Origin of the sequence: Thioclava sp. IC9 (assembly GCF_002213225.1) — a bacterium.
Classification (GTDB): Bacteria; Pseudomonadota; Alphaproteobacteria; order Rhodobacterales; family Rhodobacteraceae; genus Thioclava; species Thioclava nitratireducens.
In genome coordinates this window covers 1,107,409-1,133,290 of sequence record NZ_NBNX01000001.1, presented here as the reverse complement: position 1 = coordinate 1,133,290, position 25,882 = coordinate 1,107,409, and the positions used below count along the sequence as shown (strand labels likewise).

The window sequence follows — 25,882 nt, the reverse complement described above, 5'->3', positions numbered from 1 at the left end:
CGCGGCGGGGCTGTGCCGCCCCGGATGGCCCCTTCAACAGCCATGACCGCAGCGCCCATCGGTCCTTCGCGCTTTCACGCCACCGCCTTCGTTCTGATCGCGGTGTTTCTCGACATGGTGGGGTTCGGCCTGATCATTCCCGTGCTGCCCTCGCTGATCGCGGATGTGGGCCACGTCGATCTGGCGCAGGCGAGCCGGATCGGGGGCTGGATGTTCGCGGCCTTCAGCCTCGCGCAATTCCTGTTCGCGCCGCTGATGGGCAACCTTTCGGATCGCTTCGGGCGGCGTCCGCTCCTCTTGCTTGCGATTGGCGGACTGGGTGTCGATTACCTGTTTCACGCCTTCGCGCCGACGCTGCTCTGGCTCTTCGTGGGCCGGATCGTCGCTGGCATCTGCGGCGCGTCCTACGTCATCGCGAACGCCTATCTCGCCGATATCACCCCGCCGGCCGAGCGTGCCCGCGCCTTCGGACTGATCGGCGCGGCCTTCGGCTTCGGCTTCATCGCGGGGCCCGCGCTTGGCGGATTTCTGGGCGAGCTTGGCCCGCGCATTCCCTTCTTCGTCGCCGCCGCGCTCTCGGGGCTGAACCTGATCTACGGCCTGATCGTGCTGCCTGAAAGTCTGCCGCAGGGCTTGCGCCGTCCGGTGAACTGGCGCGCCTGCAATCCGCTGGGCACGCTGAAAGTCTTCGCGCGGTATCCGGGCGTGCTGCCTATGGGCACTGCCCTTGGCGTCTATCTGTTCGCCTCGGCGGTCTATCCCGCGATCTGGCCCTATTGGGGGATGGCGAAATTCGGCTGGTCCGAGGGAATGGTGGGGCTGACACTCGCAGGCTATGGCGTCGTCGCGGCGATCTTTCAGGGCGGGCTCGCTGGGCCACTTGCGTCCCGACTGGGCGAGGCGCGGGTGGCGGCGATCGGGCTCATCGTCGGGATCGGCATGACCATTGCGCTGGGGCTGTCGACCTCGCTGGCGATGGTTTTAATCGTCCTGCTGATCACCGGGATCGAGGGGCTGGTGCATCCGATGATCGCCTCGCTGATGTCCAACGCGGTGCCCGAGGATGCGCAGGGCGCGCTGCAGGGTGGCATTTCCGCGCTGATGAACCTCGCGATGCTGGCGGGCACCTTGTTCTTCACCCAAGTGTTCGGGATATTCCTCGCCGAGAACGCCCCGGTCCGCACGCCGGACATGGCCTTTTACGTGGCCTCCGTGATCCTGCTGGCGGCGTTGGCGCTGTTCGTGCGTGCAAGAAAGGTCGAGTGATGTCCGAGGTATTCAACGGCAATTTCACCCAGCAGGAGCCGATCCCGGAGGAGGCGATCGAACGTGCCGTCGAGGTGATGCGCTCGGGACGTCTGCATCGCTACAATACGGTGCCGGGTGAACCGGGCGAGGTGGCGTTGCTGGAGGAGGAATTCGCAGGGCTGACTGGTGCGCCCTATTGCCTCGCGGTGGCCTCGGGCGGCTATGCCTTGGGCTGTGCACTGCGCGCCGTGGGCGTCGGTCCGGGCGATCCGGTGCTGACCAATGCCTTCACGCTTGCGCCCGTGCCCGGCGCCATCGCGGCGGTCGGCGGCAAGCCAGTGCTGGTCGAGGTCACCGACCAGCTGACCATCGATCTTGACGATCTGGCGGCGAAAGCCCCGCAGGCCCGAGTGCTGATGCTTTCCCATATGCGCGGCCATATCTGCGACATGGCTGCGCTGATGGAGATCGCGCGCACCCATGATCTGACGGTGATCGAGGATTGCGCCCATACGATGGGGGCGGCTTGGGGCGGTGTCCCCTCGGGGCGGCATGGCGCGATCGGGTGCTATTCGACCCAGACCTACAAGCACATGAATTCGGGTGAGGGCGGTCTGATCGTAACCGACGACGCGGAACTGGCGGCGCGGATGATCCTGCTGTCGGGCAGCTACATGCTCTATGAGCGGCACCGCGCCGCGCCGCGGCCGGAGGTGTTCGAGGGGCTGAAATACGACACGCCCAATGTCTCGGGCCGAATGGACAATCTGCGCGCCGCGATCCTGCGCCCGCAGCTGCCGACGTTGGCGGATCGGGTGGCGCGCTGGAATGCGCTGTACCGAGAAATCGAGGCCGGGCTTGCCGGGGCAGAGGGTGTGGCGCTGATCGAACGCCCCGAGGCTGAGAGCTATGTCGGCTCGTCCTTCCAGTTCCGCCTGCCGGGGCGCTCCGCCCCCGAGATGCTGGATTTCGTCGCCCGGGCTGCGGCCCGCGGTGTTGAGCTGAAATGGTTCGGCGCGGATGAGCCCGTAGGGTTCACCTCGCGCCATGACAGCTGGCGCTACGCCGAAGCGCAGAACCTGCCGCGCACCGATGCGGTGCTGGCGACGCTGCTTGACCTGCGCCTGCCGCTGACTTTTTCGACGGACGATGCCGCCCAGATCGCGCGCATCCTGCGCGAAGAGGCCGAGGTTTGAAGAGGTGGAGCGCTGACACTCAGCCTGCGCGCGAGATCCAGTCGGCGATCATCAGGTCGAGATGCGCGCCACCGCCGTTCTTGTAGAGCGTGATCTCCTCGGCGCTTTCCCGCCCGCGTGCGCCGTCGATCAGGTCGTAGAGATCGGCCTTCACCGCCTCGGGCGTGATCACCCCTTCGCGGATCGGGATCAGCAGCTCGCCAATATGGCCCAATGTGGTGTCGCGACTGTCGACAAAGAGACTCGCCGTCGAGATCAGCGCATCGTCGGCCTCGCGCATATCGGCCTTGTAGGCCCCGATCAGATCGAGATGGGTGCCGGGTTTTACCCATTCGCCCTTCAGGACCGGCGCGCGCGCCATCGTGGCGCTGCTGACGATATCGGCCTCGGCCACAGCGTCGGCCAGATCGCTCACCGCACGCAGCGTGACGCCCTCGGGGGCAGGCCCAGCCGCCAGCTCCTGCGCCTGCTCGGGGCGGCGCGTCCAGAGCGTGATCTCCGTCAGCCCCGGAAAGCCCGCCGCATAGGCCGCGATCAGCGAGCGCGCGACCCGGCCCCCGCCCACGATCAGCAGTCGGCGGCTGTCCGGGCGGGCCAGAAGTTGCGCGCCCAGAACGGAATCGGCAGCCGTCTTGAACTCGGTCACCAGCGGGCAATCGACGATCGCGGTGGGCTGGCCATGCTCGGGCTCGAACACCACCATCGCGCCTTGCACCGTGGGAAGCCCCGCCTTCGCGTTGCCATCGCACACGGTGAAGGATTTCACCCCGTAACCCAGCCCCGGAATATAGGCCGCGCGGCTGAGCAGCACCGCATCCGAGGGTCCGAGAAACGTATCGCCCAACTCCGCCTTCGGGCGCGTATGGCCCGCGCGCAATGCAGCTATCGCGCCGGGCCAGTCGAGCTTTTCCGCGATGTCATAGGGGATGATCTTCGGGCTCATGTCGTCTCCTTCATTGTCTCGGGCGTCACAGAGGAACCAGCCAGCGCGCCGGGGCCGACACCTCGCGCGGGCCGTTGGCGGCACCGGTGATCGCATCGGCCAGAAGCGCGCCGCAGCCCGCCGAAAGCGTCCAGCCCAACTGCCCGTGGCCCGCATTGACCCACAGGTTGTCGTAAGCCTTCACCCGGCCAAGGAAGGGCGGGCCATGCGGGGTCGAGGGCCGCAGCCCGGTCCAGAGAACGGGCGGCGCATCGCTCACCGCATCGCCGAAACGTGCGGCGACGTAATCGGTCAGCACCTTGGTGCGATCCTCGCGCAGCGTCCGGTCGCGCCCGGCGAATTCGGCGATCGCGGTCACCCGCAACACCCCGTCATAAGACGCCACGGCCAGCATCGCGGCCTCGTCGATATAGGGGTGGCGGGGCAGGCGGCTCTGGTCGCGCACTTCCCATGTCCCAGAATACCCCTTCACCGGGTAGATATCCGGCGCAAAGCCCAGAGGTCGGGCCAGATCGGGCGTCTCTACCCCGGTGGCGAGGATCACCTGCGCCGCAGGCAGCGTCTCGTCGGCGAGGTTGACCCCGGTGATCTTGCCATGGGCATGGCTGAACCCGGTCACCGCGCTGTTGTAGCGAAACTGCACACCGTGCTTGGCGGAAAGCGCTTTGGCGGCGGCGCGGGTCACCTCGTGGCAATTGCCCGCGGCATCCATCGGCGAGAGGAACCCGCCCGCAAAACCCGCCCTGGCGAGCAGCGGATCGTTCTCGGCCAGCCAGTCCGGGTCGATCCGCGTCAACCGCCCGTCATCATGGGCGTCGATCTCATTGGTCGCATTATAAAGATAAAGTCCGCCCTCGAAGCGGATAAGTGCGTCCAGCTCCAACTCCTGCGCCATCTCGGGCAGGGCGGCGCGCGCGGTCTCGGCCAGCCGCATCATCCGCGCGGTGTTCCGGGCCTGCGCGGCGCTGGTGCAGTTGAGCAGGAAGCGCGTCCCCCAACGCCATAGCGCCGGATCGAACGGCGCGGTCAGCTTCACACCGGGATTGCGCCCGGCCATCGCGCGCAGCAGCTGCGGCAAGGCATCCGGCCCCGCCCATGCGCTCGAATGGCCGATCGAGACGATCCCGGCATTCGCGCGCGAACACAGCTCCGCGGGGCCGGGCAGGCGGTCGATCACCGTCACCGGCAGCCCGCGCCGCGCCAGAGCCCATGCGGTCATCATGCCGACGATGCCCGCTCCGATCACGATATGACGTGGCTGCCCCATCTCCGCTCCCGTGTTTCCATGTCCCAAGCCTCTTTGTGGCGGCAATCGCCGCGCCTTACCAGCCCCTGCGCCGCGGGTTCGTTCCGCTACGTCGTTTGCCCGGGGCCGGGGCCACGGCTCTTGACCCGACTCGGCAATTGGGCATAAATGAACGTGCGTTCAATAAACCGGGGGAGGAGATCCGATGTTCGCAGGTTCGATGGAGTTCGATCTGGGCGAGGATATCGCCGCACTGCGCGATATGGTGCGCCGTTGGGCGTCCGAGCGCGTGGCCCCGATCGCGGCCAAAACCGATCTGGACAATGAGTTTCCGAACGAGCTTTGGACCGAGATGGGCGAGCTTGGCCTGCTCGGGATCACCGTGTCTGAAGAATTCGGCGGGGCCGGGATGGGCTATCTCGCTCATGTCGTGGCCACCGAGGAAATCGCGCGGGCCTCGGCCTCGATCGCGCTCAGCTATGGCGCGCATTCCAATCTCTGCGTGAACCAGATCAAGCTGAACGGTTCGGACGAGCAGAAGAAGAAATACCTGCCCGGACTGATCTCGGGACAGTCGGTCGGCGCGCTCGCGATGTCGGAATCCGGCGCGGGCTCGGACGTGGTGGGCATGAAGCTCAAGGCCGAGAAGCGCAACGGCTATTACGTCCTGAATGGCCATAAATACTGGATCACCAACGGGCCCGATGCCGACACGCTCGTGGTCTATGCCAAGACCGACCCGGAAGCTGGCTCCAAGGGCATCACCGCCTTCATCGTCGAGAAGGATTTCAAGGGCTTCTCCACCTCCAAGCATTTTGACAAGCTCGGCATGCGCGGCTCGAACACGGCACAGCTGTTCTTCGAGGATTGCGAAGTGCCCTTCGAGAATGTGCTGGGCGAAGAGGGGCGTGGGGTGCGCGTTCTGATGTCGGGTCTCGATTACGAGCGCGTGGTGCTTTCCGGCATCGGCACCGGCATCATGATGGCCTGCCTCGACGAGGTCGTGCCCTATTGCAAGGAGCGCGAGCAGTTCGGCCAGCCGATCGGGAATTTCCAGCTCATGCAGGGCAAGATCGCCGATATGTATGTCGCTATGAACACCGCGCGCGCCTACACCTACGAGGTCGCGAAGGCCTGCGATCGGGGCGCCGTGACCCGTCAGGATGCGGCGGCGACCGTGCTTTACGCCTCCGAGCAGGCGATGGTGCAGGCGCATCAGGCGGTGCAAGCGCTTGGCGGCGCCGGGTTCCTCAACGACTCCAACGTCTCGCGCCTGTTCCGGGACGCGAAGTTGATGGAGATCGGCGCGGGCACCTCGGAAATCCGCCGGATGCTCATCGGTCGCGAGATCATGGGAGCCGCGTGATGCGCGCCGGCGCTCTCCTCCTGATCGGGCTTGCGGCGCCTTTGGCGGCGCAGGCCCAAGGGGCAGGGGCGGATTTCGATCCGGCCGCTTTGGAGAGCTGCCTTTCGGGCGCTGACGACCCTGCGTCCTGCATCGGCAAAGCGGCGGAGCAATGCATCGGTGACGCTGCGAGCGTCCAGGACCGCCGCGCCTGCTATGACGCCGAGCGCGCCCTCTGGTCCGACCGGGCGGCGACAGCCCTCGACAGCTTGCGGCGGGCGGCAGCGGCCAGCGACGCGGCGAAGATCGCGGCGGGCAAGTCTCCGTCCGGATTGCAAGGCGCGCAGCTGGGCGAGGCGGAAGCTGCCTGGGCGCGCTACCGCGATGGCGCCTGCGCCTATGGGGCCGCGCTGCAGAGTGAGGGCACAGAGGCGGAGGAGGCGGGCTGCCTGATGCGCAAGACGGCCGAACATGCGCTCGAATTGCAGAGTTGGGCCGGGCTGCTGGCTGGCGAGGCGCGCCCATGACACGGACACTCCGCCTTCACGGGCGCTCTGAGAAAAGGAAACGCGCGATGAAATTGGCATGGTTGCTGGGCGGCCTGATGCTCGCGTCCCCCGCCTTGGCGCAGGAACCGAGCGTTGACCCGAACGCGGTGCGCGCCTGTTTCGACGGGGCGAAGGACACCCATCCCGGCTGTATCGGCGAGGCGGCTGCAGCCTGTCAGGATGAGCCGGGCGGCGATACGACTCTGGGTATTTCGGCGTGTCTTCAGGGCGAGGCGCAGGTCTGGGACGATATCGCGAAGGCGCAATACAAGGCGGCGCGCGCCCGTCTGCTGGAGCAGGGGGGCACCGATCTCGCCAACATGCTGCTCGATGCGCAAAGCGCGTGGGGGCAGTATCGCGACGCCGATTGCGGGCTGCTCTACGAGATTTGGAAGGACGGCACGATCCGCACGGTCGTGGCGTCGCAATGCTACCTCGAGCGTACGGCGCAACGCGCGCTGGAACTGCGCGATTTGGGGAGGATGGAATGAAACTGGTATCGCAGGCCCTGACCTCGTCGGAGGACTTTCAGGCCAATCGCAAGGCGCATCTCGACGCGCTGTCGCAGATCGAAGAGGCTGCCGCACAGGCGGCGGCAGGCGGTGGTCCCGCCGCGCTGGAGCGGCACCTGTCGCGCGGCAAGATGGCGCCGCGCGAACGGGTGGCGGGGCTCTTGGATCCCGGCTCGCCGTTTCTGGAAATCGGCGCGACGGCGGCGCATGACATGTATGGCAACGCGGCTCCCTGTGCGGGCGTGATCGCCGGGATCGGCCGGGTGCAGGGCCAGGAAGTCATGGTGGTCGCCAACGACGCCACCGTGAAGGGCGGCACCTATTACCCGCTGACGGTGAAGAAGCACCTGCGCGCACAGGAGATCGCCGAGGAAAACCATCTCCCCTGCATCTACCTCGTCGACTCGGGCGGCGCGAACCTGCCCAATCAGGACGAGGTCTTCCCCGATCGCGACCATTTCGGGCGCATCTTCTACAATCAGGCGCGGATGTCCGCGAAGGGCATTGCTCAGATCGCCGTGGTGATGGGGTCCTGCACGGCAGGCGGTGCCTATGTGCCCGCGATGTCTGATGTGACGATCATCGTGAAGGAGCAGGGCACGATCTTCCTCGCCGGGCCGCCTCTGGTGAAAGCGGCGACGGGGGAGGTGGTCACCGCCGAAGACCTCGGCGGCGGCGATGTGCATACGCGGCTCTCGGGCGTGGCCGATTATCTCGCCGAAGACGACGCCCATGCGCTAGCGCTGGCGCGCCGCGCGGTCGGCAATCTCAACTACACGAAACCTTCGACGGTGAATTGGCAATCGCCCGAGGAGCCTGTCTACGATCCCGAGGAAATCCTCGGCGTGGTCCCGGCAGACCTGCGCACCCCCTATGATATCCGCGAAGTCATCGCGCGTCTGGTGGACGGCTCGCGCTTCGACGAGTTCAAGCCGCGCTTCGGCGAGACGATCGTCACCGGCTTCGCCCATGTCAAAGGCTGCCCCGTCGGCATCGTCGCGAATAACGGCGTGCTGTTCTCGGAAGCCGCCCAGAAGGCCGCGCATTTCATCGAACTCTGCTCGCAACGCTCGATCCCGCTGGTCTTCCTGCAAAACATCACCGGCTTCATGGTCGGGCGGAAATATGAAAACGAAGGCATCGCGCGTCACGGAGCGAAGATGGTCACCGCCGTCGCCACCACCTCGGTGCCGAAAATCACCATGCTGGTCGGCGGCTCCTTCGGGGCGGGCAATTACGGTATGGCGGGGCGCGCCTATTCCCCGCGCTTCCTCTGGACCTGGCCCAACTCGCGAATCTCCGTGATGGGCGGCGAACAGGCGGCGGGCGTGCTCGCCACCGTCAAACGCGACGGGATCGAGCGCAAGGGTGGCCAGTGGTCGGCCGAAGAAGAGGCCGAGTTCAAGCGCCCCACCATCGAGATGTTCGAGCGCCAGTCGCACCCGCTCTACGCCTCGGCGCGGCTTTGGGACGACGGCATCATCGACCCGCGCAAATCGCGCGACGTGCTGGCGCTCTCGCTCTCCGCCGCGCTGAACGCCCCGATCGAGCCGACCCGCTTCGGCCTGTTCCGGATGTAACTTTCATGCCTCCGGCGGGGATATTTGGACCAAGAGGAAGTGCAAATCTTCGACTTGGCCGAAATATCCCGGGGGGCTCCGCAGGAGCGGGGGCAGCGCCCCCTCCGACGCTCTCAAAGGGGAGACCGACATGTTTTCCAAGATCCTGATCGCCAATCGCGGGGAGATCGCCTGTCGCGTGATCGAGACTGCACGCAAACTGGGCGTGGCGACCGTAGCCGTCTATTCCGAGGCCGACAGCGAGGCGCGCCATGTGGCGATGGCCGATGAGGCGGTGGCCATTGGCGGCCCCGCGCCCAAAGACAGCTATCTGCGCGGTGATGCGATCATCGAGGCCGCCAAACAGACCGGCGCGCAGGCGATCCATCCGGGCTACGGGTTCCTCTCGGAGAACCCAGATTTCGTCGACGCCGTCGAGGCGGCGGGGCTGGTTTTCATCGGCCCCTCGGCCAAGGCGATCCGCGCGATGGGGCTCAAGGACGCGGCCAAGGCGCTGATGGAAAAGGCGGGCGTGCCTGTCGTGCCGGGCTATCACGGCGACAATCAGGACCCCGAGCATCTCGCGGGCGCGGCTGACACGATCGGCTACCCGGTGCTGATCAAGGCGGTCGCGGGCGGCGGCGGCAAGGGGATGCGGTTGGTCGAGGCGCCGTCCGACTTCGCGGATGCACTGGCTTCCGCGCAGGGAGAGGCGCAGACCGCCTTCGGCAATCCCGCCGTGCTGATCGAGAAATTCATCGGCTCGCCGCGCCATATCGAGGTGCAGGTATTCGGCGATGGTGATAAAGCGGTGCATCTGTTCGAGCGCGACTGCTCGCTCCAGCGCCGCCACCAGAAGGTGATCGAGGAAGCCCCCGCGCCAGGCATGACGCCCGAGATGCGCGAGGCGATGGGGCAGGCGGCCACCCGCGCCGCCGAGGCCATCGGCTACAAGGGCGCGGGCACGGTGGAGTTCATCGTGGACGGCTCGGACGGTCTGCGCCCGGATCGGTTCTGGTTCATGGAGATGAACACTCGTCTGCAGGTCGAGCATCCCGTGACCGAGGCGATCACCGGCGTCGATCTGGTCGAATGGCAATTGCGCGTGGCCTCGGGCGAGCCGCTGCCCTGCGCGCAAGGCGATCTGACGATCACCGGCCATGCGTTCGAGGCGCGTCTTTATGCCGAAGACGTGCCTGCAGGTTTCCTGCCCGCGACGGGGACGCTATCGCATCTGCGTTTCGCCGATGGATGTCGCGCTGATACCGGGGTGCGTATGGGCGACACGATCAGCCCGTGGTACGACCCGATGATCGCGAAGGTCATCACCCATGGGCCGACGCGGGCGACCGCGCTGGGGCAACTCGCGCGAGCGCTGGAAGAGACGGAAGTCGCGGGCACGGTGACGAACCTCGCCTTCCTCGCGCGGCTCGCGCGGCACGAAGGTTTCGCTCGGGGCGAGGTCGATACCGGGCTGATCGGGCGCGAGATCGACGCGCTCGCCGCCCCGACCGAGACGCCGGTTGCCGCGAAGGCGCTGGCCGTGATCGCCGCTGCCGGGCTTTGGGACGGCGAGGCGAGCGGCTTCAGCCTCTGGCAGTCGCCGCGCCGCGCCGTGCCTTTCGAGGAAGAGGCCGCGATCCGAGTGCACGGGCCGGGCCAAGTCACGGTCGAGCTGGGCGAGGAGGCCCATGCGTGCGATCTGGCCGAGGATGGCTGGCGGGTGAACGGCGCGAAGACCGGCGCGCGTATGGCGCAGTCGGACGGGACGATCACGATCTTCCTGCATGGTGCGCATCGTTTCGACATTCCTGATCCGCTGGCGCGCGGCGCGGATGCCGACGCCTCCGATCTGACGCTGGCGCCGATGCCGGGGCTGGTGAAGGCGGTCTTCGTCTCTGCCGGCGACACCGTGGCGGCGGGCGACCGGCTCGCGATCATGGAAGCGATGAAGATGGAACACACGATGCGCGCAGCCCGCGACGGTGTCGTGGCCGAGGTTCTGGTCGCCGAAGGCGCACAGGTCGAAGCGGGCGCTGCGCTGATCCGGCTGGAGGACGAGGCATGATCCGACTGCATCACATCCCCGGCGCGCGTTCGATGCGGGTGCTGTGGCTGCTGGAAGAGATGGGGCTCGACTACGAGCTTCAGACATGGTCGCTCACGGATGGTTCGCTGCGCAGTCCCGAGTTTCGCGAACTCTCGCCTGCGGGGCGCATCCCGGCGCTGGAGGTCGACGGGCGCTCGATCTTCGAGAGCGGCGCGATCGTCGAATACCTTACCGAGACGCGGCCCGAGGCTGGGCTCGCGCCGGTCACGGGCGAACCCACTCGCGCGGATTTCCTCGAATGGGTGCATTTCGCGGAGACGCAGGGCAACATCCTGCAAAGCCTTAACATTCAACACATCTTCCTGCGCCCGCCCGAGGCGCGCTCGCCCGCGATGATGGCGCTCGAGACGAAGCGGCTTGGCGTCACGATGAAGGCGCTGGAGGCGCATCTGGTCGGGCGCGATTGGATGATCGGGACGTTCTCGGCGGCCGATTGCATGATGGGGTTCAATATCGACGCGATGTTCCGCTTCGTGCCGCGCGAGGGCTTCCCGAACATCTCCGCCTATCGCGACCGGATCGAGGCGCGGCCTGCCTATCAGCGCGCGGTCGAGAAGGGCGGTGCGAGCATGTATGCGCAGGATTTCTACGAGCTGCCCCCGATGGAGCAAACCCATGGCTGAGAGTGTCGAAATCTTCGAGATGGCCCCGCGTGACGGGCTGCAGAACGAAAAGCGCCAGATCGCGCTTTCCGACAAGATCGCGCTGGTCGATTGCCTGAGCCGGGCCGGGTTCCGTCGGATCGAAGTAGGGTCTTTCGTCAGCCCGAAATGGGTGCCGCAAATGGCCGACTCGGCAGAGGTCTTCGCCGGGATCGCGCGCCGACCGGGCGTTTCCTACGCCGCGCTGACGCCGAACATGAAAGGTTATGAGGCAGCGAAAGCGGCCAGGGCCGATGAGGTGGCGATCTTCGCCTCTGCCTCCGAGGGCTTCTCGCGCGCGAACCTCAATTGTTCGATCAGTGAAAGTCTGGAGCGGTTCTTGCCGATCATGGAGGCCGCAAAAGCCGATAATGTGAAAGTCCGTGGCTACATCTCCGTCGTCACCGATTGTCCCTTCGACGGAAAGACGCCGCCGGAGAGCGTCGCCCGCGTCGCAGCGCAGCTGCGCGACATGGGCTGCTACGAGATCAGCCTCGGCGACACGATCGGGCAGGGCACACCCGAGAGCGTGACGGCCATGCTGCGCGCGGTGCTGAACGAAGTTTCGGCGGAAAAGCTCGCCGGGCATTTTCACGACACTTCCGGGCGGGCGCTGGAGAATATCGAAGCCTCGCTGAAGATGGGCCTGCGGGTGTTCGATGCCTGCGTCGGCGGTTTGGGCGGATGCCCCTATGCGCCCGGCGCGGCGGGCAATGTCGCGACGGAGGCGGTGCAGGCGCGACTCGGGGCTTTAGGCTACGAGACCGGGCTGGATTCGGCCGTTCTGGCTGAGGCCGCCGCGATGGCGAAGAAAATGAAAGGGCAGGGCGATGTTTGACACGATCAAGACCGAGACCGATGCGCGTGGCATCGCGCGTCTCACGCTGGCGCGTTCGGAGAAGCATAACGCGCTCTCCGAGCAGATGATGGAAGAGATCACCGCGGCCATCGGCCGGCTTGGCACCGATGACGCCGTGCGCGTGGTTATCCTCGCCGCCGAAGGCCGCAGCTTTTGCGCGGGCGGGGATCTGAAATGGATGCAGAGCCAGATCGCGGCGGGCGCGAAAGAGCGCGCGGCGGCAGCGCGCAAGCTCGCGGGGATGCTGCAGGCGCTCAACACGTGCCCGAAACCGGTGATCGGCGCGGTGCAGGGCAATGCGTTCGGCGGCGGGATCGGCATGATGTCGGTCTGTGACGTGGCCATCGGCGTCGAGGGTGCGAAATTCGGCCTGACCGAGACGCGGTTGGGTCTGACGCCCGCGACGATCTCTCCTTACGTGGTCGCGCGCATGGGCGAGGCGCGGGCGCGCCGCGTTTTCATGTCCGCGCGACTCTTCGAGGCCGCCGAGGCGCGTGATCTGGGGTTGCTGGCCAAGGTTGTCCTGCCCGAGATGCTGGAGCGGGCCGTGATGGCCGAGGCCGAGCCCTATCTCGCCTGCGCACCGGGTGCGGTGGCAGAGGCGAAGGCGCTCGTCCGGTCGCTGGGGCCGCGGATCGACGAGAGCGTGATCGACATGACGATCGAGGCGCTGGTGACTCGCTGGGAATCCGCCGAGTCGGATGAAGGAATCACCGCGTTTTTCGAGAAGCGCGATCCGGCATGGAAAGCTTAAGGCGGCCTTAAGAAGCGCCCCACCACGCGCAAGGCAAATATTCCGAAAATTCAAACTCTGATTAAGTTTGTCAAAAGACTGCGTCGCGACAAAAGCGGCGCAGTCCAACGCGGGCAGGCTCTGAGCGGCTCTGCAAGCTCGCAGATTTCGCATACCTTCGTATGCAAAAAGCACCCGCGGCCCGCATTTGCATGATTTTCCGGCCTGCTCTCGGTTGACCCCAATGGGGCGCAAGGCTATTGCTCGCCTAGCCAGAACCTGCGCGACAAGTCGTCGCGATGTTAGGGAGCCAAGCCCATGCATGACATGCTGCGCGAATATCTTCCCATCCTCATCTTTCTCGCCATGGCGATCGTGTTGGGCCTTGTGCTCATGCTCGCAGCGGCGGTGGTGGCGGTCCGCAATCCCGACCCCGAGAAGGTGTCGGCCTATGAATGCGGTTTCAACGCCTTCGACGATGCCCGGATGAAGTTCGACGTTCGTTTCTACCTCGTTTCCATCCTCTTCATCATCTTCGACCTCGAAGTGGCCTTCCTGTTCCCCTGGGCGGTGGCCTTCGGCCAGATTTCCATGGTCGGTTTCTGGTCAATGATGGTCTTCCTCGCGGTTCTCACCGTAGGATTCGCATATGAGTGGAAGAAAGGGGCGCTGGAATGGGCGTGATGACCTCTGCCAATACCGCAGGTGCGGATCGCGAAGTTGCGACGCAGACGCTGAACAAGGAGCTGCAGGACAAAGGCTTCCTGCTGACCTCAACGGAAGACATCATCAACTGGGCGCGCAACGGCTCGCTGCATTGGATGACCTTCGGCCTTGCCTGCTGCGCCGTCGAAATGATGCAGGTCTCGATGCCGCGCTACGACCTCGAGCGGTTCGGCACCGCGCCGCGCGCCTCGCCGCGCCAGTCCGACCTGATGATTGTCGCCGGCACCCTGACCAACAAGATGGCGCCCGCTCTGCGCAAGGTCTACGACCAGATGCCCGAGCCGCGCTACGTGATCTCGATGGGCTCCTGCGCGAATGGCGGTGGGTATTATCACTACAGCTATTCGGTGGTGCGCGGCTGCGATCGCGTCGTGCCGGTCGATATCTACGTTCCGGGCTGCCCGCCCACGGCGGAGGCGCTGCTTTACGGCATCCTTCAGCTGCAACGCAAAATCCGCCGCACCGGCACGCTGGTGCGCTGAGGAGAGCGAGAGATGGACGATACTGCCCTTCGCGAACTGGCCGGCCATATCGAGCTGAAGCGCCCCGATGACGTGGTCTCGACCGAGATCGCCTTCGACGAGCTGACGGTTACGATCACCACCCAATCGGTTCCCGCCTTCACCGAGTTCCTGCGCGACGATCCGAATTGCCGCTTCACGAACCTCGTGGACATCACGGCTATCGACTGGCCCGAGCGTCCGCAGCGTTTCGATGTCGTCTGGCATTACCTTTCGATGTATCGCAACCAGCGCATCCGTGTGAAAACCGCGATCCGCGAAGAGGACATGGTGCCCTCGATCACCAAGCTGCACCCCTGTGCCGATTGGTTCGAGCGCGAGATCTTCGACATGTTCGGCATCCTGTTCTCGGGCCACCCGGACCTGCGCCGTCTGCTGACCGATTACGGGTTCCGCGGCCATCCGCTGCGCAAGGATTTCCCGACGACGGGCTATGTCGAAGTGCGTTACGACGAAGTGCTCAAGCGCGTCGTCTATGAGCCGGTGAAACTGACGCAGGAATACCGGCAGTTCGATTTCCTCTCGCCATGGGAAGGGGCCAAATACATCCTTCCCGGTGACGAGAAGGGCGAGGAGGCGAAATGATGGACGGCGATATCCGCAACAATGTCTATGATGACGGCTCGAAGGACACGCTGACCGACGAGCAACGCATCCGCAACTTCAACATCAACTTCGGTCCCCAACACCCGGCCGCCCACGGTGTGCTGCGCATGGTGCTGGAGCTGGACGGCGAGGTGGTGGAACGCGCCGACCCGCATATCGGCTTGCTGCACCGTGGCACCGAGAAGCTGATGGAAAGCCGCACCTACCTGCAGAACCTGCCTTACTTCAACCGGCTCGACTACGTTGCGCCGATGAACCAGGAACATGCGTGGTGCTTGGCGATCGAGAAGCTGACCGGCGTGGAAGTGCCGCGTCGCGGCTCGCTGATCCGCGTGCTCTATTCCGAAATCGGGCGCATCCTGAACCACCTGCTGAACGTGACGACGCAGGCGATGGATGTCGGCGCGCTGACGCCGCCGCTCTGGGGCTTCGAAGAGCGCGAGAAGCTGATGGTCTTCTACGAGCGGGCATGCGGCGCGCGTCTGCACTCGGCCTATTTCCGGCCCGGCGGCGTGCACCAGGATCTGCCGCCGAAGCTGCTCGACGATATCGAGGAATGGGCGCATCACTTCCCGAAAGTGCTCGACGACATCGAGGGGCTGCTGACCGAGAACCGCATCTTCAAGCAGCGCAACGTCGATATCTGCGTTATCTCCGAGGAAGAAATCCAGCAATGGGGCTATTCCGGCGTGATGGTGCGCGGCTCCGGCCTTGCATGGGATCTGCGTCGTGCGCAGCCCTACGAATGCTATGACGAGTTCGACTTCCAGATTCCGATCGGCAAGAACGGCGACTGCTACGACCGCTACCTCTGCCGGATGGCCGAGATGCGCGAGTCGACCAAGATTGTCCTGCAGGCGATCGAGAAACTGCGGATGCCGGAAAATCAGGGCGACGTGCTTGCTCGCGGCAAGGTGACGCCCCCGAAGCGGTCGGAGATGAAGCGTTCGATGGAAGCGCTGATCCACCACTTCAAGCTTTATACCGAAGGCTTCCACGTCCCCGCGGGCGAGGTTTATGCCGCCGTCGAAGCGCCGAAGGGCGAGTTCGGCGTCTATCTGGTGGCCGACGGCACGAACAAGCCGTATCGCGCGAAGATCCGCGCTCCGGGTTACCTGCATCTGCAATCCATGGATCACGTCGCCAAGGGGCACATGCTCGCCGACGTGTCTGCAATCATCGGCACGATGGATATCGTGTTCGGGGAGGTTGACCGCTAATGCTTCGCCGTCTTTACCCGGAACAACCCGATAGTTTCGAGTTCACGCCCGAGAACCTCGCATGGGCCAAGGCTCAGATGACCAAGTTCCCGGTCGGCCGTCAGGCCTCGGCGATCATCCCGCTGCTGTTCCGCGCGCAGGAACAGGAAGGCTGGCTGAGCCGTCCGGCAATCGAATACGTGGCCGAGATGCTCGACATGCCCTATATGCGGGCGCTCGAGGTCGCGACCTTCTACTTCATGTTCCAGCTGGCCCCGGTCGGCTCGGTCGCACACCTGCAGATCTGCGGCACCACGTCGTGCATGATCTGCGGAGCGGAAGACCTGATGAAGGTCTGCAAGGAGAAGATCGCCCCCGAGCCGTTCCAGCTCTCGGAAGACGGCAAGTTCTCGTGGGAAGAGGTCGAATGCCTCGGCGCCTGCGCGAACGCCCCGATGATGCAGGTCGGCAAGGATTACTACGAAGATCTGACCGAGGAGAGCCTCGCGAAGCTGATCGACGAGATGGGCAACGGCACCGTGCCGAAGCCCGGCTCGCAGACCGGTCGCTTCTCGTCGGAGCCCGCGTCGGGTCTGACCGCGCTCACCGAGACCAAGGGTGACAAGGAAGACTACAACTATTCCGTCGCCCGTGCGCTCGCGATCGGCGACACCATCAAGCGCATCGACGGCACCGAGGTGCCGCTGGAAGCGCCGTGGCAAAGCTCCGGCCAGCGCGGTCCGATCGGCACGATGGGGCTGGAGCGTCCGCGCTCCGCCGCGCAACAGGACGAGGCCCGCAAGGCGGCCAAGAAGACCGAGGCCAAGCCTGCCAAGGGCACGCCCGCGGACAAGACCGGCGTGACCGAGGCCGAGGCGCCCGCCACCTCGAAGTCCGTTCCGCGCTCGAAGCGCGAGCCCGTGGGCACCGAAGCCGATGCGAAGGCCGACACCGCCGTGTCCAAGGGTGAACAGCCCAAGCTTCTCGATGCGCCGCGCGACGGCGGGGCAGATGATCTGAAGATGATCAAGGGCGTCGGGCCGAAGCTGGAGACGCTCTTGCATTCGATGGGCATCTATCACTTCGACCAGATCGCGGCCTGGTCCGATGCGGAACTCGCATGGGTTGACGCAAATCTCGAAGGGTTCAAGGGTCGCGCGAGCCGCGACGACTGGAAAGGTCAGGCAGAGAAACTGGCCAGCGGGGCAGAGACCGAATTCTCGTCCCGCGCAAAGAAAGATGGCATTTACGAGTAAGCGCAACAGGGTAGAGACCGCCGTTAGGCGGCGTGAATGGAGAGACGGGAATGGGTGATCAGACACAGGGGTGCCGCGGCAAGGCAGGTATCTGGGCAGGCTTTACGGGGATCGTGGTCACCGTTTTCCTGATGGTTGTGGCGCATGAGCCCTTCTTCGTGGCGCTCTTCCTTGGCCTGATGACCTTCCTGCTGTTCGGCGCCTTCCTGATCTGGGCGTTCTGCTCCGAGCATGGGGTTCAAGGCGAGGCGGACGGCACCGGGGCCTCGGACGAGGGCTCCGAGATCCCCGAAAGCCCCGTTGAGAGCTTCAACGCGTCGTCTCCCGAAGGCGTTGCCGCACAGGCGCAGGCGGCGGCGGCGTCTCCGACGCCCGTAGCCGAGCGCGAGGTGGAGCGCGCCGACGCGGTCGCGCCGAAAGACGAGGCGGCCACGCCCGAGGCCGACAAGCCCGAGCCCGGCCCGACAACCAAGCCCGCGACGGACGAAGCCGAGGCGGAAGAGCCGAAAGCTGAGCCTGCAGCGGAAGAGGCTGCGGCAGAGGCCGAAGCTGAGCCGAAAGCGGACGCGCCGGAGCCCGAGAGCGAGGATGCGACCCCGCTCTCCGCGATGTCGGCGCAGGTCGCGGACACGTCCTCTGCCGGTGCCGGGGGCCAACCCGAGGCCGCCGAAGGCGCCGGCAAGAAGCCGCGCGGGCTCAAGCAGCCGCGCAAGGCTGGGGCCGACGATCTCAAGAAGATCGAAGGCGTCGGGCCGAAGCTTGAAGAGACGCTGAACGGCTGGGGCATTTACCATTTCGACCAGATCGCGAAATGGGGCCCCGAAGAGATTGCCTATGCGGACCAGAACGTGCCGCGTTTCAAGGGCCGCTGCACCCGCGACAAGTGGGTCAGCCAGGCGAAAATCATCGTCGAGGAAGGCATGGATGCGTTCCTCGAACGGGCGAAGACGAACGATTACTGAGCGGGGGTGAATGAGCCAGATCGACGAGCACGACAGGGCGTTGGGGCGTAGGGCCGCCCTTATCATCGCCGTCGCCACGATCCTCTGGCTCCTCCTGCAATGGATCGGAAAACAACAGGGCTGGTCGGCGCAGGTCGCGCTGATCGGCGATCTCGCGGCAATAGCCGCCTATATCTACGCGCTGGCACTCGTCTGGCGCATCTGGCGCCGGAAAGCCGGCAAGTGAGGGAAGCGATATGCTGAAGGATCAAGACCGGATCTTCACCAATCTCTACGGGATGCATGACCGCTCTCTGCAGGGCGCGAAGATGCGCGGGCATTGGGACGGCACTGGCGAGATCCTGTCGAAAGGCAAGGATTGGATCATCGAGCAAGTGAAGGCCTCCGGCCTGCGCGGGCGCGGTGGGGCAGGCTTCCCGACAGGTCTCAAGTGGTCCTTCATGCCGAAGGAAAGCGATGGGCGTCCCGCCTTCCTCGCGATCAATGCCGACGAATCCGAGCCCGCGACCTGCAAGGACCGCGAAATCATGCGCCACGATCCGCATACGCTGGTCGAAGGCGCGCTGATCGCCGGTTTCGCGATGGGCGCCGCGGCGGCCTATATCTACATCCGCGGCGAATATGTCCGCGAGAAAGAGGCGCTGCAGCGCGCGATCGACGAGGCCTATGAAGACGGGCTCATCGGAAAGAACGCCTGCGGCTCCGGCTATGATTACGACGTCTACCTGTCGCACGGCGCGGGCGCTTATATCTGCGGCGAGGAAACGGCGCTGCTGGAGAGCCTCGAAGGCAAGAAGGGTATGCCCCGGATGAAGCCGCCTTTCCCGGCAGGCGCGGGCCTCTACGGTTGCCCGACCACGGTGAACAACGTGGAATCCATCGCCGTTGTCCCGACCATCCTGCGTCGCGGCGCGGAGTGGTATGCCTCCTTCGGTCGTCCGAACAACACCGGCGTGAAGCTGTTTGCAATGTCGGGCCACGTCAACACGCCCTGCGTCATCGAAGAGACCATGTCGATCTCGATGAAGGAACTGATCGAGAAGCATGGCGGCGGCGTCCGTGGCGGCTGGAAGAACCTCAAGGCGGTGATCCCGGGCGGCGCGTCCTGTCCGATCCTGCCCGCCGAGCAATGCGAAGACGCGATCATGGACTATGACGGCATGCGCGAGCTGAAATCCAGCTTCGGCACCGCCTGCATGATCGTCATGGATCAGAACACCGACGTGATCAAAGCGGTCTGGCGCCTGTCCAAGTTCTTCAAGCACGAGAGCTGCGGCCAGTGTACGCCCTGCCGCGAAGGCACCGGCTGGATGATGCGCGTGATGGATCGCCTCGTGCGCGGCGAGGCCGAAATCGAAGAGATCGACATGCTGTTCGATGTGACGAAACAGGTCGAAGGCCACACGATCTGCGCGCTCGGCGACGCGGCCGCCTGGCCGATACAGGGCCTGATCCGTCACTTCCGCGAAGAGATCGAAGACCGCATCAAGGCCCGCAAGACGGGCCGCATGGGCGCGATGGCTGCGGAGTGAGTATCGTGAAACGCCTGTCCCTTGCCAGTTTGACCCTTCTTTCGCTCGCCGGCGGTGCCGCCGCCGAGCCGGAGAAGCTGACGGTCGATTTCGGGTTCTTCCCGAAGGGGACGGCGTGCCAGGTGTTCAACACCACCGGCAAGGTCTCGCTGCGGACCGGGCGCGAGATCGAATACACGATCAAGGGCGATACCGGAGACGTGGTGTTCCGCTGCGCCCAGCCGGACGGCCGCTCTTTCGAGGTCGCGACCGGGGCGCTGCTTCCGCCGGGTAATCCCTCGCTCGTTGCGATCCAGATCAATCAGGACGATCACGCGCATATCTTGTGGGATCAGGGCGGATTGCGGCGCAGCACCGTCGCGGAGGTTCTCAGATGGAACTGAACCCTACCACGGCACAGGGCGGCATGGTGCGGGCTGCGATCATATCGGGCTGCGCGCTGGCGCTTGGCGGCTGCATGGGCACTCCGGGCGGTAACGAGGCCCCCAAAGGTCCGCACCGTCTGGCGGCACTCGGGGGCTACACGGCGGCTTATGATGCGAGCGGCGCGCTGGTCGTGATGCGGCAGGCCGCGCCCTTTGCGAACTACGAGGGCGCCGAGGCCAAGCGGGCCGCGAACGCCATCTGCGGCGGGGCTGTGGCCTCGTCGATCAATGATACTTACCGGGATGGCGCTTGGGTCTTCCCGATGGGCTGCGGCAACGCGGCGTGAAATAAACCCGCGCGGGGGCAACCTCGCGCCCGAAGAGACGAGACGGATAGCCATGGCTGACCTGAGAAAGATCATCATCGACGGGAACGAGGTCGAGGTCGATCCGAACCTCACGCTGATCCAGGCGTGCGAACAGGCGGGGATCGAGATCCCGCGGTTCTGCTACCACGAGCGTCTGTCTATCGCAGGCAACTGCCGGATGTGCCTTGTGGAAGTCGTGGGCGGCCCGCCGAAGCCCGCCGCCTCCTGCGCGATGCAGGTGCGCGACATGCGCCCGGGGCCGGAAGGCGCGCCGCCGGTGATCAAGACGAATTCGCCGATGGTCAAGAAGGCCCGCGAGGGGGTGATGGAGTTCCTGCTCATCAACCACCCGCTCGACTGCCCGATCTGCGACCAGGGCGGCGAATGCGATTTGCAAGACCAGGCAATGGCTTACGGGGTGGACTTCAGCCGTTACCGTGAGCCCAAGCGCGCCGCGACCGAGCTGAACCTCGGCCCGCTGGTCGAGACGCACATGACGCGCTGCATCTCCTGCACCCGATGCGTGCGCTTCACCACCGAAGTCGCGGGCATCACCCAGATGGGCCAGACCGGCCGGGGCGAGGATGCGGAGATCGCGAACTACCTGAACATGACGCTCGACTCCAACATGCAGGGCAACATCATCGACCTGTGCCCGGTGGGCGCGCTGGTCTCGAAGCCCTACGCCTTCACCGCGCGTCCGTGGGAACTGACCAAGACCGAGACCGTCGACGTGATGGACGCCGTGGGCTCCAACATCCGCGTCGATACCAAGGGACGCGAAGTGATGCGCATCCTGCCGCGCAACAATGACGACGTGAACGAGGAGTGGATCTCCGACAAGACCCGCTTCGTCTGGGACGGCCTGCGCCGCCAGCGTCTCGACCGGCCTTACGTCCGCGTCGACGGCAAGCTGAAGCCCGCAAGCTGGGGCGAGGCGCTGAGCGCCGCCGCCGAAGCGATGAAGGGCAAGAAAGTCGCTGGTCTCGTCGGCGATCTCGTCTCGACCGAGGCAGCCTTCTCGCTCAAGCAGCTGATCGAGGGGCTGGGCGGCAAAGTCGAATGCCGCACCGATGGCGCGCGCCTGCCGATCGGCAACCGCTACGGCTATGTGGGCAACGCGACAATCGCGGATCTCGACAACGCCGAGATGGTGCAGATCATCGGCGCGAACCCGGCCGTGGAAGCACCCGTTCTGAACGCCCGCATCCGCAAGGCCTGGGCCAAGGGCGCGAACGTCGGTCTCGTCGGTGAAGCCTGCGACCTGACCTATGACTATGAGCATGTCGGCACCGACCGCGCCGCGCTGGCCGAGCTGTCCTCCAAGACGATCTCGGATGAGACGAAGGCCAAGAACACGGTCGTCATCATCGGGCAGGGCGCTCTGAATGAAGCCGATGGCGAGGCGGTTCTGGCCCATGCGATGAAGCTGGCCGAGAATTCCAACGCCAAGTTCATGGTGCTGCATACTGCTGCGGCCCGTGTCGGGGCGATGGATGTGGGCGCAGTGACCGAGGGCGGTCTGCTCAAGGCCATCGACGGCGCAGAAGTCATCTACAACATGGGCGCCGACGAGGTGGAGATCACCCCGCGCGCCGAGGGCGGTCCCTTCGTGATCTATCAGGGCAGCCACGGCGACCGCGGGGCCAACCGCGCCGACGTTATCCTGCCGGGCGCGGCCTACACGGAAGAAAACGGCCTCTTCGTGAACACCGAAGGCCGTCCGCAGCTTGCCTTCCGCGCGGCCTTCCCGCCGGGCGAGGCGAAAGAGAACTGGGCGATCCTGCGCGCGCTTTCGGCTGAGCTGGACGCCAAGCAGCCCTGGGACACGCTTGCAGGTCTGCGCCGCGCAATGGTCGAGGCGGTGCCGCATCTGGCGCAGGTCGATCAGGTCGTGGAGAACGAAGTGCAGGCGATCGAGCCGCGCGACATGGGCAAGGCCACCTTCCGCCTCCCGATCCGCGAATTCTACCTGACCAATCCGATCGCACGGGCCTCTGTGGTAATGGGCGAATGCGCCAGCCTCGCGAAAGCGCGGGCCGAAGCGCCGGTGGCCGCCGAGTGAGATTGAGACGGATGATGCAGACCCTGCCCAATATCGCACCGCTCGCTCCCGGCCTTCTGGCCGGGCTGGCGGCGTGCACGCCGACCGGCGGGGCGCAGGGGGATAGCGCGGTCAAGCCGGTCTATCGGGGCACCGAAACGCGGCTCCTCGACAGCGATCTGGTGGAGATCCGCGCGCGCGTCTCGGGCGAGGGCGCCAGCGAGAAAGCGGCGACCGATTATGCCCAATGTGCAGCCGCGCAATACGCGCTGGTGCGTGGCTATGGATTTGCGCGCCATGTGCGCACGAATGTGACTGAAGAGGGTGGCATCTGGCGGGCAGATGCGGTCTACACCATCTCGCCCGCCTTGCCGCAGGGACTCAAGACGATCGACGCGGAAGTGACCGTCGCCGATTGCAAGGATCGCGGCATTCCGACCGTATGAAGAGAGTGGGACATCATGGCTGAATTCTTCACGACACCTTTCGGGATCTTCCTGCTGATCGTGCTGCAGAGCTTGGCGGTTATCGCCTTCGTGATGCTTTCGATGATCTGGCTGGTCTATGGCGACCGCAAGATCTGGGCTGCCGTGCAGATGCGTCGCGGGCCGAACGTCGTCGGGCCGTGGGGCCTGATGCAGACCTTCGCGGATGCGCTGAAATACGTGGTCAAGGAAATCGTCGTGCCGGCGGGCGCCGACAAGTTCGTCTATTTCCTCGCCCCGATCCTGAGCTTCGTGCTGGCGCTGCTGACCTTCACGGTGATCCCGTTTGCCGACGGTTGGGTGCTCGCCGATATCAACGTCGCACTTCTGTTCGTCTTCGCGGCTTCCTCGCTCGAGGTGTATGGCGTGATCATGGGCGGCTGGGCGTCGAACTCGAAATACCCGTTCCTCGGTTCGCTGCGTTCCGCGGCGCAGATGATCTCCTACGAAGTCTCGATCGGCCTGATCATCATCGGCGTCGTGATCTCGACCGGCTCGCTCAACCTGTCGAACATCGTGCGCGCGCAGGATACCGGCTGGGGCCTGTTGGGCTGGTACTGGCTGCCGCACCTGCCGATGGTGGCGCTGTTCTTCATTTCGGCGCTGGCCGAAACCAATCGCCCGCCCTTCGACCTTCCGGAAGCGGAATCCGAACTCGTCGCGGGCTTCATGGTTGAATACAGCTCGACCCCGTATCTGCTGTTCATGGCCGGCGAATATATCGCGATCTGGCTGATGTGCGCGCTGATGTCGATCCTGTTCTTCGGCGGCTGGCTGTCCCCGATCCCGGGGCTGCCCGACGGGGTGCTGTGGATGTTCGCCAAGATGGTGTTCTTCTTCTTCATGTTCGCGATGGTGAAGGCGATCGTGCCGCGCTACCGCTACGACCAGCTTATGCGGATTGGCTGGAAAGTCTTCCTGCCGCTGTCGCTGGCCTGGGTGGTGATCATCGCCTTCCTCGCGAAATTCGAAATTTTCGGGCACTTCTGGGCCCGCTGGGCGATGGGGAGCTGATAGATGGCTTTCGACTATAACCGCGCTGCCAAGTATTTCCTGCTGGTGGACTTCATCAAAGGCTTCGGTCTGGGGATGCGCTATTTCTTCGCGCCGAAACCCACGCTGAACTACCCCCACGAGAAGGGTCCGCTTTCGCCGCGCTTCCGCGGCGAGCACGCCCTGCGCCGCTACCCCAACGGGGAAGAGCGCTGCATCGCGTGCAAACTGTGCGAGGCGATCTGCCCGGCGCAGGCGATCACGATCGACGCGGAACCCCGCGCCGACGGTTCGCGCCGCACGACGCGCTATGATATCGACATGACGAAATGCATCTATTGCGGCTTCTGTCAGGAAGCCTGCCCGGTCGATGCGATCGTCGAAGGTCCGAATTTCGAATTCTCGACCGAGACCCGCGAGGAGCTGTTCTACGACAAGCAGAAGCTCCTCGAGAACGGGGCCCGTTGGGAAGCCGAGATCGCACGCAACCTCGAACTGGATGCGCCTTACAGATGACCGACGATTTTTCGAAACTCTTCAGCACGATGATGGAGCAGTCGGCCGAGATGGCCCGGCTGTTCAATCCGGCGCTGGAAAGTTTCAACCCGGCTGCGATGGAGAAGCTCTTCCCCACCATGTCCAAGGACATGATGGAGATGTGGTTCGGCAAGACCTTCAACCGTGAAGGTCTCGACAGCCGGACCCGGCTTCTGGTGACGATTGCGGCGCTCACGGTGCTGGGCGCGCAGGCGGACTCGCAGCTGCGCCTGACGATCCGCCACGCGCTCGAGGCCGGGGCCACGCAACGCGAGATCGCCGAGGTGATCTTTCAGATGAGCATGTTCGGCGGGGTGCCCGCCATGACCCGCGCGCTCGAGATCGCGCAATCGGTCTTCGACGAGAATTCGGGAGAGAACGAATGACGGTGTTTGCTTTCGCCTTCTACCTTTTCGCCATTACGGCGTTGGTCGCGGGCTTCATGGTGGTGATTTCCAAGAACCCGGTCCACTCGGTGCTCTGGCTGATCCTGACCTTCCTGTCGGCGGCGGGACTTTTCGTGCTTCTGGGCTCGGAATTCGTCGCAATGCTGCTGATCATCGTCTATGTCGGCGCGGTTGCGGTGCTCTTCCTCTTCGTGGTGATGATGCTCGACATCGATTTCGCCGCGCTCAAGGGAGAGTTGGCGCGCTACATGCCGCTGGGTCTTCTGATCGCGGTCATCATGCTGGTGCAGCTGGGCATCGCCTTCGGGGCGTGGCAGACCTCCGGCATGGCGGAAAACCTCCGTGCCGATCCGGTGCCCGAGGGCATGACCAACGCGCAGGCGATCGGTCTGCTCGTCTATGACAAATACCTCTACCTCTTCCAGACGGCGGGCCTGATCCTGCTGGTCGCGATGATCGGGGCGATCCTGCTGACGCTGCGCCATCGCACCAACGTCAAGCGCCAGAACGTCATCGCGCAGATGCATCGCGATCCGTCCAAGACGATGGAAATGGTGGACGTCAAACCGGGGCAGGGGCTGTGAGCGAACAAAAGCAAGCGAAAAACGCGAGTTCGGAAACGAGGGTGAACGCATGATCGGATTGGAACATTACCTTGGCGTGGCTGCCGCGCTGTTCGTGATCGGCATTTTCGGGATCTTCGTGAACCGCAAGAACGTGATCGTCATCATGATGTCGATCGAACTCATGCTGTTGGCGGTGAATATCAACCTGGTGGCCTTCGCGGCCTATCTGGATGACCTCGTCGGACAGATCTTCACTCTCTTCGTGCTGACCGTTGCGGCAGCCGAGGCCGCGATCGGCCTTGCGATCCTCGTGGTCTTCTTCCGCAACCGCGGCTCGATCGAGGTCGAAGACGTCAACGTGATGAAGGGATAAGG

Annotated in this window: 29 protein-coding genes; 27 read left to right on the top strand and 2 right to left on the bottom strand. The window is 64.8% G+C overall.

Annotated features, from left to right (window positions below; all coding sequences use genetic code 11):
* Positions 1-42 precede the first annotated feature (42 nt).
* Both B6V76_RS05220 and B6V76_RS05215 read left to right on the top strand, forming a co-directional pair.
* Positions 43-1,266: a TCR/Tet family MFS transporter gene (locus tag B6V76_RS05220; protein ID WP_088726829.1), complete on the top strand. Its 1,224-nt coding sequence runs from the start codon at positions 43-45 to the stop codon at positions 1,264-1,266.
* Positions 1,266-2,444: an aminotransferase class I/II-fold pyridoxal phosphate-dependent enzyme gene (locus tag B6V76_RS05215; protein ID WP_088726828.1), complete on the top strand. Its 1,179-nt coding sequence runs from the start codon at positions 1,266-1,268 to the stop codon at positions 2,442-2,444. Before B6V76_RS05220 ends, B6V76_RS05215 begins: the two co-directional genes overlap by 1 nt.
* 19 nt (positions 2,445-2,463) lie before the next feature.
* Here the strand turns inward: B6V76_RS05215 and B6V76_RS05210 are convergent, their stop codons facing one another.
* Both B6V76_RS05210 and B6V76_RS05205 read right to left on the bottom strand, forming a co-directional pair.
* Complete coding sequence (locus tag B6V76_RS05210; RefSeq protein ID WP_088726827.1) at positions 2,464-3,387, bottom strand: ornithine cyclodeaminase; 924 nt, start codon at positions 3,385-3,387, stop codon at positions 2,464-2,466.
* Between the two features lie 25 nt (positions 3,388-3,412).
* Positions 3,413-4,654: an FAD-dependent oxidoreductase gene (locus B6V76_RS05205; protein ID WP_088726826.1), complete on the bottom strand. Its 1,242-nt coding sequence runs from the start codon at positions 4,652-4,654 to the stop codon at positions 3,413-3,415.
* Positions 4,655-4,838: 184 nt separating this feature from the next.
* Between B6V76_RS05205 and B6V76_RS05200 the strand changes: the two genes are divergently transcribed.
* The 25 genes from B6V76_RS05200 to nuoK all read left to right on the top strand — a co-directional run bounded on the left by B6V76_RS05200 (position 4,839) and on the right by nuoK (position 25,880).
* Positions 4,839-5,999 (top strand): isovaleryl-CoA dehydrogenase, encoded by a 1,161-nt coding sequence (locus B6V76_RS05200; RefSeq protein ID WP_088718909.1) that lies wholly within the window; start codon positions 4,839-4,841, stop codon positions 5,997-5,999.
* Complete coding sequence (locus B6V76_RS05195) at positions 5,999-6,505, top strand: lysozyme inhibitor LprI family protein (RefSeq protein ID WP_088726825.1); 507 nt, start codon at positions 5,999-6,001, stop codon at positions 6,503-6,505. The genes B6V76_RS05200 and B6V76_RS05195 overlap by 1 nt, the downstream gene beginning before the upstream one ends.
* A 47-nt stretch (positions 6,506-6,552) precedes the next feature.
* Entirely contained in the window at positions 6,553-7,017 is a 465-nt protein-coding gene (locus B6V76_RS05190) for a lysozyme inhibitor LprI family protein (protein ID WP_166504543.1), read from the top strand.
* Entirely contained in the window at positions 7,014-8,618 is a 1,605-nt protein-coding gene (locus B6V76_RS05185; protein ID WP_088718906.1) for a carboxyl transferase domain-containing protein, read from the top strand. The genes B6V76_RS05190 and B6V76_RS05185 overlap by 4 nt, the downstream gene beginning before the upstream one ends.
* A 130-nt stretch (positions 8,619-8,748) precedes the next feature.
* Positions 8,749-10,665: an acetyl/propionyl/methylcrotonyl-CoA carboxylase subunit alpha gene (locus B6V76_RS05180; RefSeq protein WP_088726823.1), complete on the top strand. Its 1,917-nt coding sequence runs from the start codon at positions 8,749-8,751 to the stop codon at positions 10,663-10,665.
* Positions 10,662-11,330 (top strand): glutathione S-transferase family protein, encoded by a 669-nt coding sequence (locus B6V76_RS05175; protein WP_088726822.1) that lies wholly within the window; start codon positions 10,662-10,664, stop codon positions 11,328-11,330. Before B6V76_RS05180 ends, B6V76_RS05175 begins: the two co-directional genes overlap by 4 nt.
* Positions 11,323-12,186 (top strand): hydroxymethylglutaryl-CoA lyase, encoded by an 864-nt coding sequence (locus tag B6V76_RS05170; RefSeq protein ID WP_088726821.1) that lies wholly within the window; start codon positions 11,323-11,325, stop codon positions 12,184-12,186. Before B6V76_RS05175 ends, B6V76_RS05170 begins: the two co-directional genes overlap by 8 nt.
* Positions 12,179-12,961, top strand: coding sequence for a crotonase/enoyl-CoA hydratase family protein (locus tag B6V76_RS05165; protein WP_088726820.1), 783 nt, complete (start codon positions 12,179-12,181; stop codon positions 12,959-12,961). Before B6V76_RS05170 ends, B6V76_RS05165 begins: the two co-directional genes overlap by 8 nt.
* Before the next feature lie 297 nt (positions 12,962-13,258).
* Positions 13,259-13,624 (top strand): NADH-quinone oxidoreductase subunit A, encoded by a 366-nt coding sequence (locus B6V76_RS05160; RefSeq protein WP_075774471.1) that lies wholly within the window; start codon positions 13,259-13,261, stop codon positions 13,622-13,624.
* Complete coding sequence (locus B6V76_RS05155; protein WP_075774728.1) at positions 13,624-14,148, top strand: NADH-quinone oxidoreductase subunit B; 525 nt, start codon at positions 13,624-13,626, stop codon at positions 14,146-14,148. Before B6V76_RS05160 ends, B6V76_RS05155 begins: the two co-directional genes overlap by 1 nt.
* A 12-nt stretch (positions 14,149-14,160) precedes the next feature.
* Entirely contained in the window at positions 14,161-14,772 is a 612-nt protein-coding gene (locus B6V76_RS05150; protein ID WP_088726819.1) for an NADH-quinone oxidoreductase subunit C, read from the top strand.
* Entirely contained in the window at positions 14,769-16,013 is a 1,245-nt protein-coding gene (locus B6V76_RS05145) for an NADH-quinone oxidoreductase subunit D (protein WP_075774473.1), read from the top strand. Before B6V76_RS05150 ends, B6V76_RS05145 begins: the two co-directional genes overlap by 4 nt.
* A complete protein-coding gene (locus B6V76_RS05140) occupies positions 16,013-17,248 on the top strand; it encodes an NADH-quinone oxidoreductase subunit E (RefSeq protein ID WP_088726818.1) in 1,236 nt (411 codons plus the stop codon). The genes B6V76_RS05145 and B6V76_RS05140 overlap by 1 nt, the downstream gene beginning before the upstream one ends.
* Positions 17,249-17,298: 50 nt before the next feature.
* Entirely contained in the window at positions 17,299-18,210 is a 912-nt protein-coding gene (locus B6V76_RS05135; protein WP_088726817.1) for a hypothetical protein, read from the top strand.
* A 10-nt stretch (positions 18,211-18,220) separates the two neighbouring features.
* The gene (locus B6V76_RS05130) at positions 18,221-18,436 is read left to right on the top strand and encodes a DUF5337 family protein (protein ID WP_075774476.1); all 216 of its coding nucleotides are present in this window, start codon (positions 18,221-18,223) and stop codon (positions 18,434-18,436) included.
* A 10-nt stretch (positions 18,437-18,446) separates the two neighbouring features.
* Entirely contained in the window at positions 18,447-19,742 is a 1,296-nt protein-coding gene (nuoF, locus tag B6V76_RS05125; protein WP_075774477.1) for an NADH-quinone oxidoreductase subunit NuoF, read from the top strand.
* A 5-nt stretch (positions 19,743-19,747) separates the two neighbouring features.
* Positions 19,748-20,125, top strand: a complete 378-nt coding sequence (locus tag B6V76_RS05120; protein WP_141104878.1) for a hypothetical protein — start codon at positions 19,748-19,750, stop codon at positions 20,123-20,125.
* Positions 20,116-20,454, top strand: a complete 339-nt coding sequence (locus B6V76_RS05115) for a hypothetical protein (RefSeq protein ID WP_088726815.1) — start codon at positions 20,116-20,118, stop codon at positions 20,452-20,454. The genes B6V76_RS05120 and B6V76_RS05115 overlap by 10 nt, the downstream gene beginning before the upstream one ends.
* A gap of 52 nt (positions 20,455-20,506) precedes the next feature.
* On the top strand, positions 20,507-22,540 hold the full coding sequence (gene nuoG / locus B6V76_RS05110; RefSeq protein WP_088726814.1) for an NADH-quinone oxidoreductase subunit NuoG: 2,034 nt from the start codon (positions 20,507-20,509) through the stop codon (positions 22,538-22,540).
* 14 nt (positions 22,541-22,554) lie between these two features.
* The gene (locus tag B6V76_RS05105) at positions 22,555-22,965 is read left to right on the top strand and encodes a hypothetical protein (RefSeq protein ID WP_075774729.1); all 411 of its coding nucleotides are present in this window, start codon (positions 22,555-22,557) and stop codon (positions 22,963-22,965) included.
* A gap of 15 nt (positions 22,966-22,980) precedes the next feature.
* Positions 22,981-24,018 (top strand): NADH-quinone oxidoreductase subunit NuoH, encoded by a 1,038-nt coding sequence (gene nuoH, locus B6V76_RS05100; protein ID WP_075774481.1) that lies wholly within the window; start codon positions 22,981-22,983, stop codon positions 24,016-24,018.
* A gap of 3 nt (positions 24,019-24,021) precedes the next feature.
* A complete protein-coding gene (nuoI, locus tag B6V76_RS05095) occupies positions 24,022-24,513 on the top strand; it encodes an NADH-quinone oxidoreductase subunit NuoI (protein WP_075774482.1) in 492 nt (163 codons plus the stop codon).
* The gene (locus B6V76_RS05090) at positions 24,510-24,920 is read left to right on the top strand and encodes a carboxymuconolactone decarboxylase family protein (protein WP_075774483.1); all 411 of its coding nucleotides are present in this window, start codon (positions 24,510-24,512) and stop codon (positions 24,918-24,920) included. The genes nuoI and B6V76_RS05090 overlap by 4 nt, the downstream gene beginning before the upstream one ends.
* The gene (locus B6V76_RS05085) at positions 24,917-25,525 is read left to right on the top strand and encodes an NADH-quinone oxidoreductase subunit J (protein ID WP_075774484.1); all 609 of its coding nucleotides are present in this window, start codon (positions 24,917-24,919) and stop codon (positions 25,523-25,525) included. The genes B6V76_RS05090 and B6V76_RS05085 overlap by 4 nt, the downstream gene beginning before the upstream one ends.
* A 49-nt stretch (positions 25,526-25,574) precedes the next feature.
* Positions 25,575-25,880, top strand: a complete 306-nt coding sequence (gene nuoK, locus B6V76_RS05080; protein ID WP_075774485.1) for an NADH-quinone oxidoreductase subunit NuoK — start codon at positions 25,575-25,577, stop codon at positions 25,878-25,880.
* Positions 25,881-25,882 lie beyond the last annotated feature (2 nt).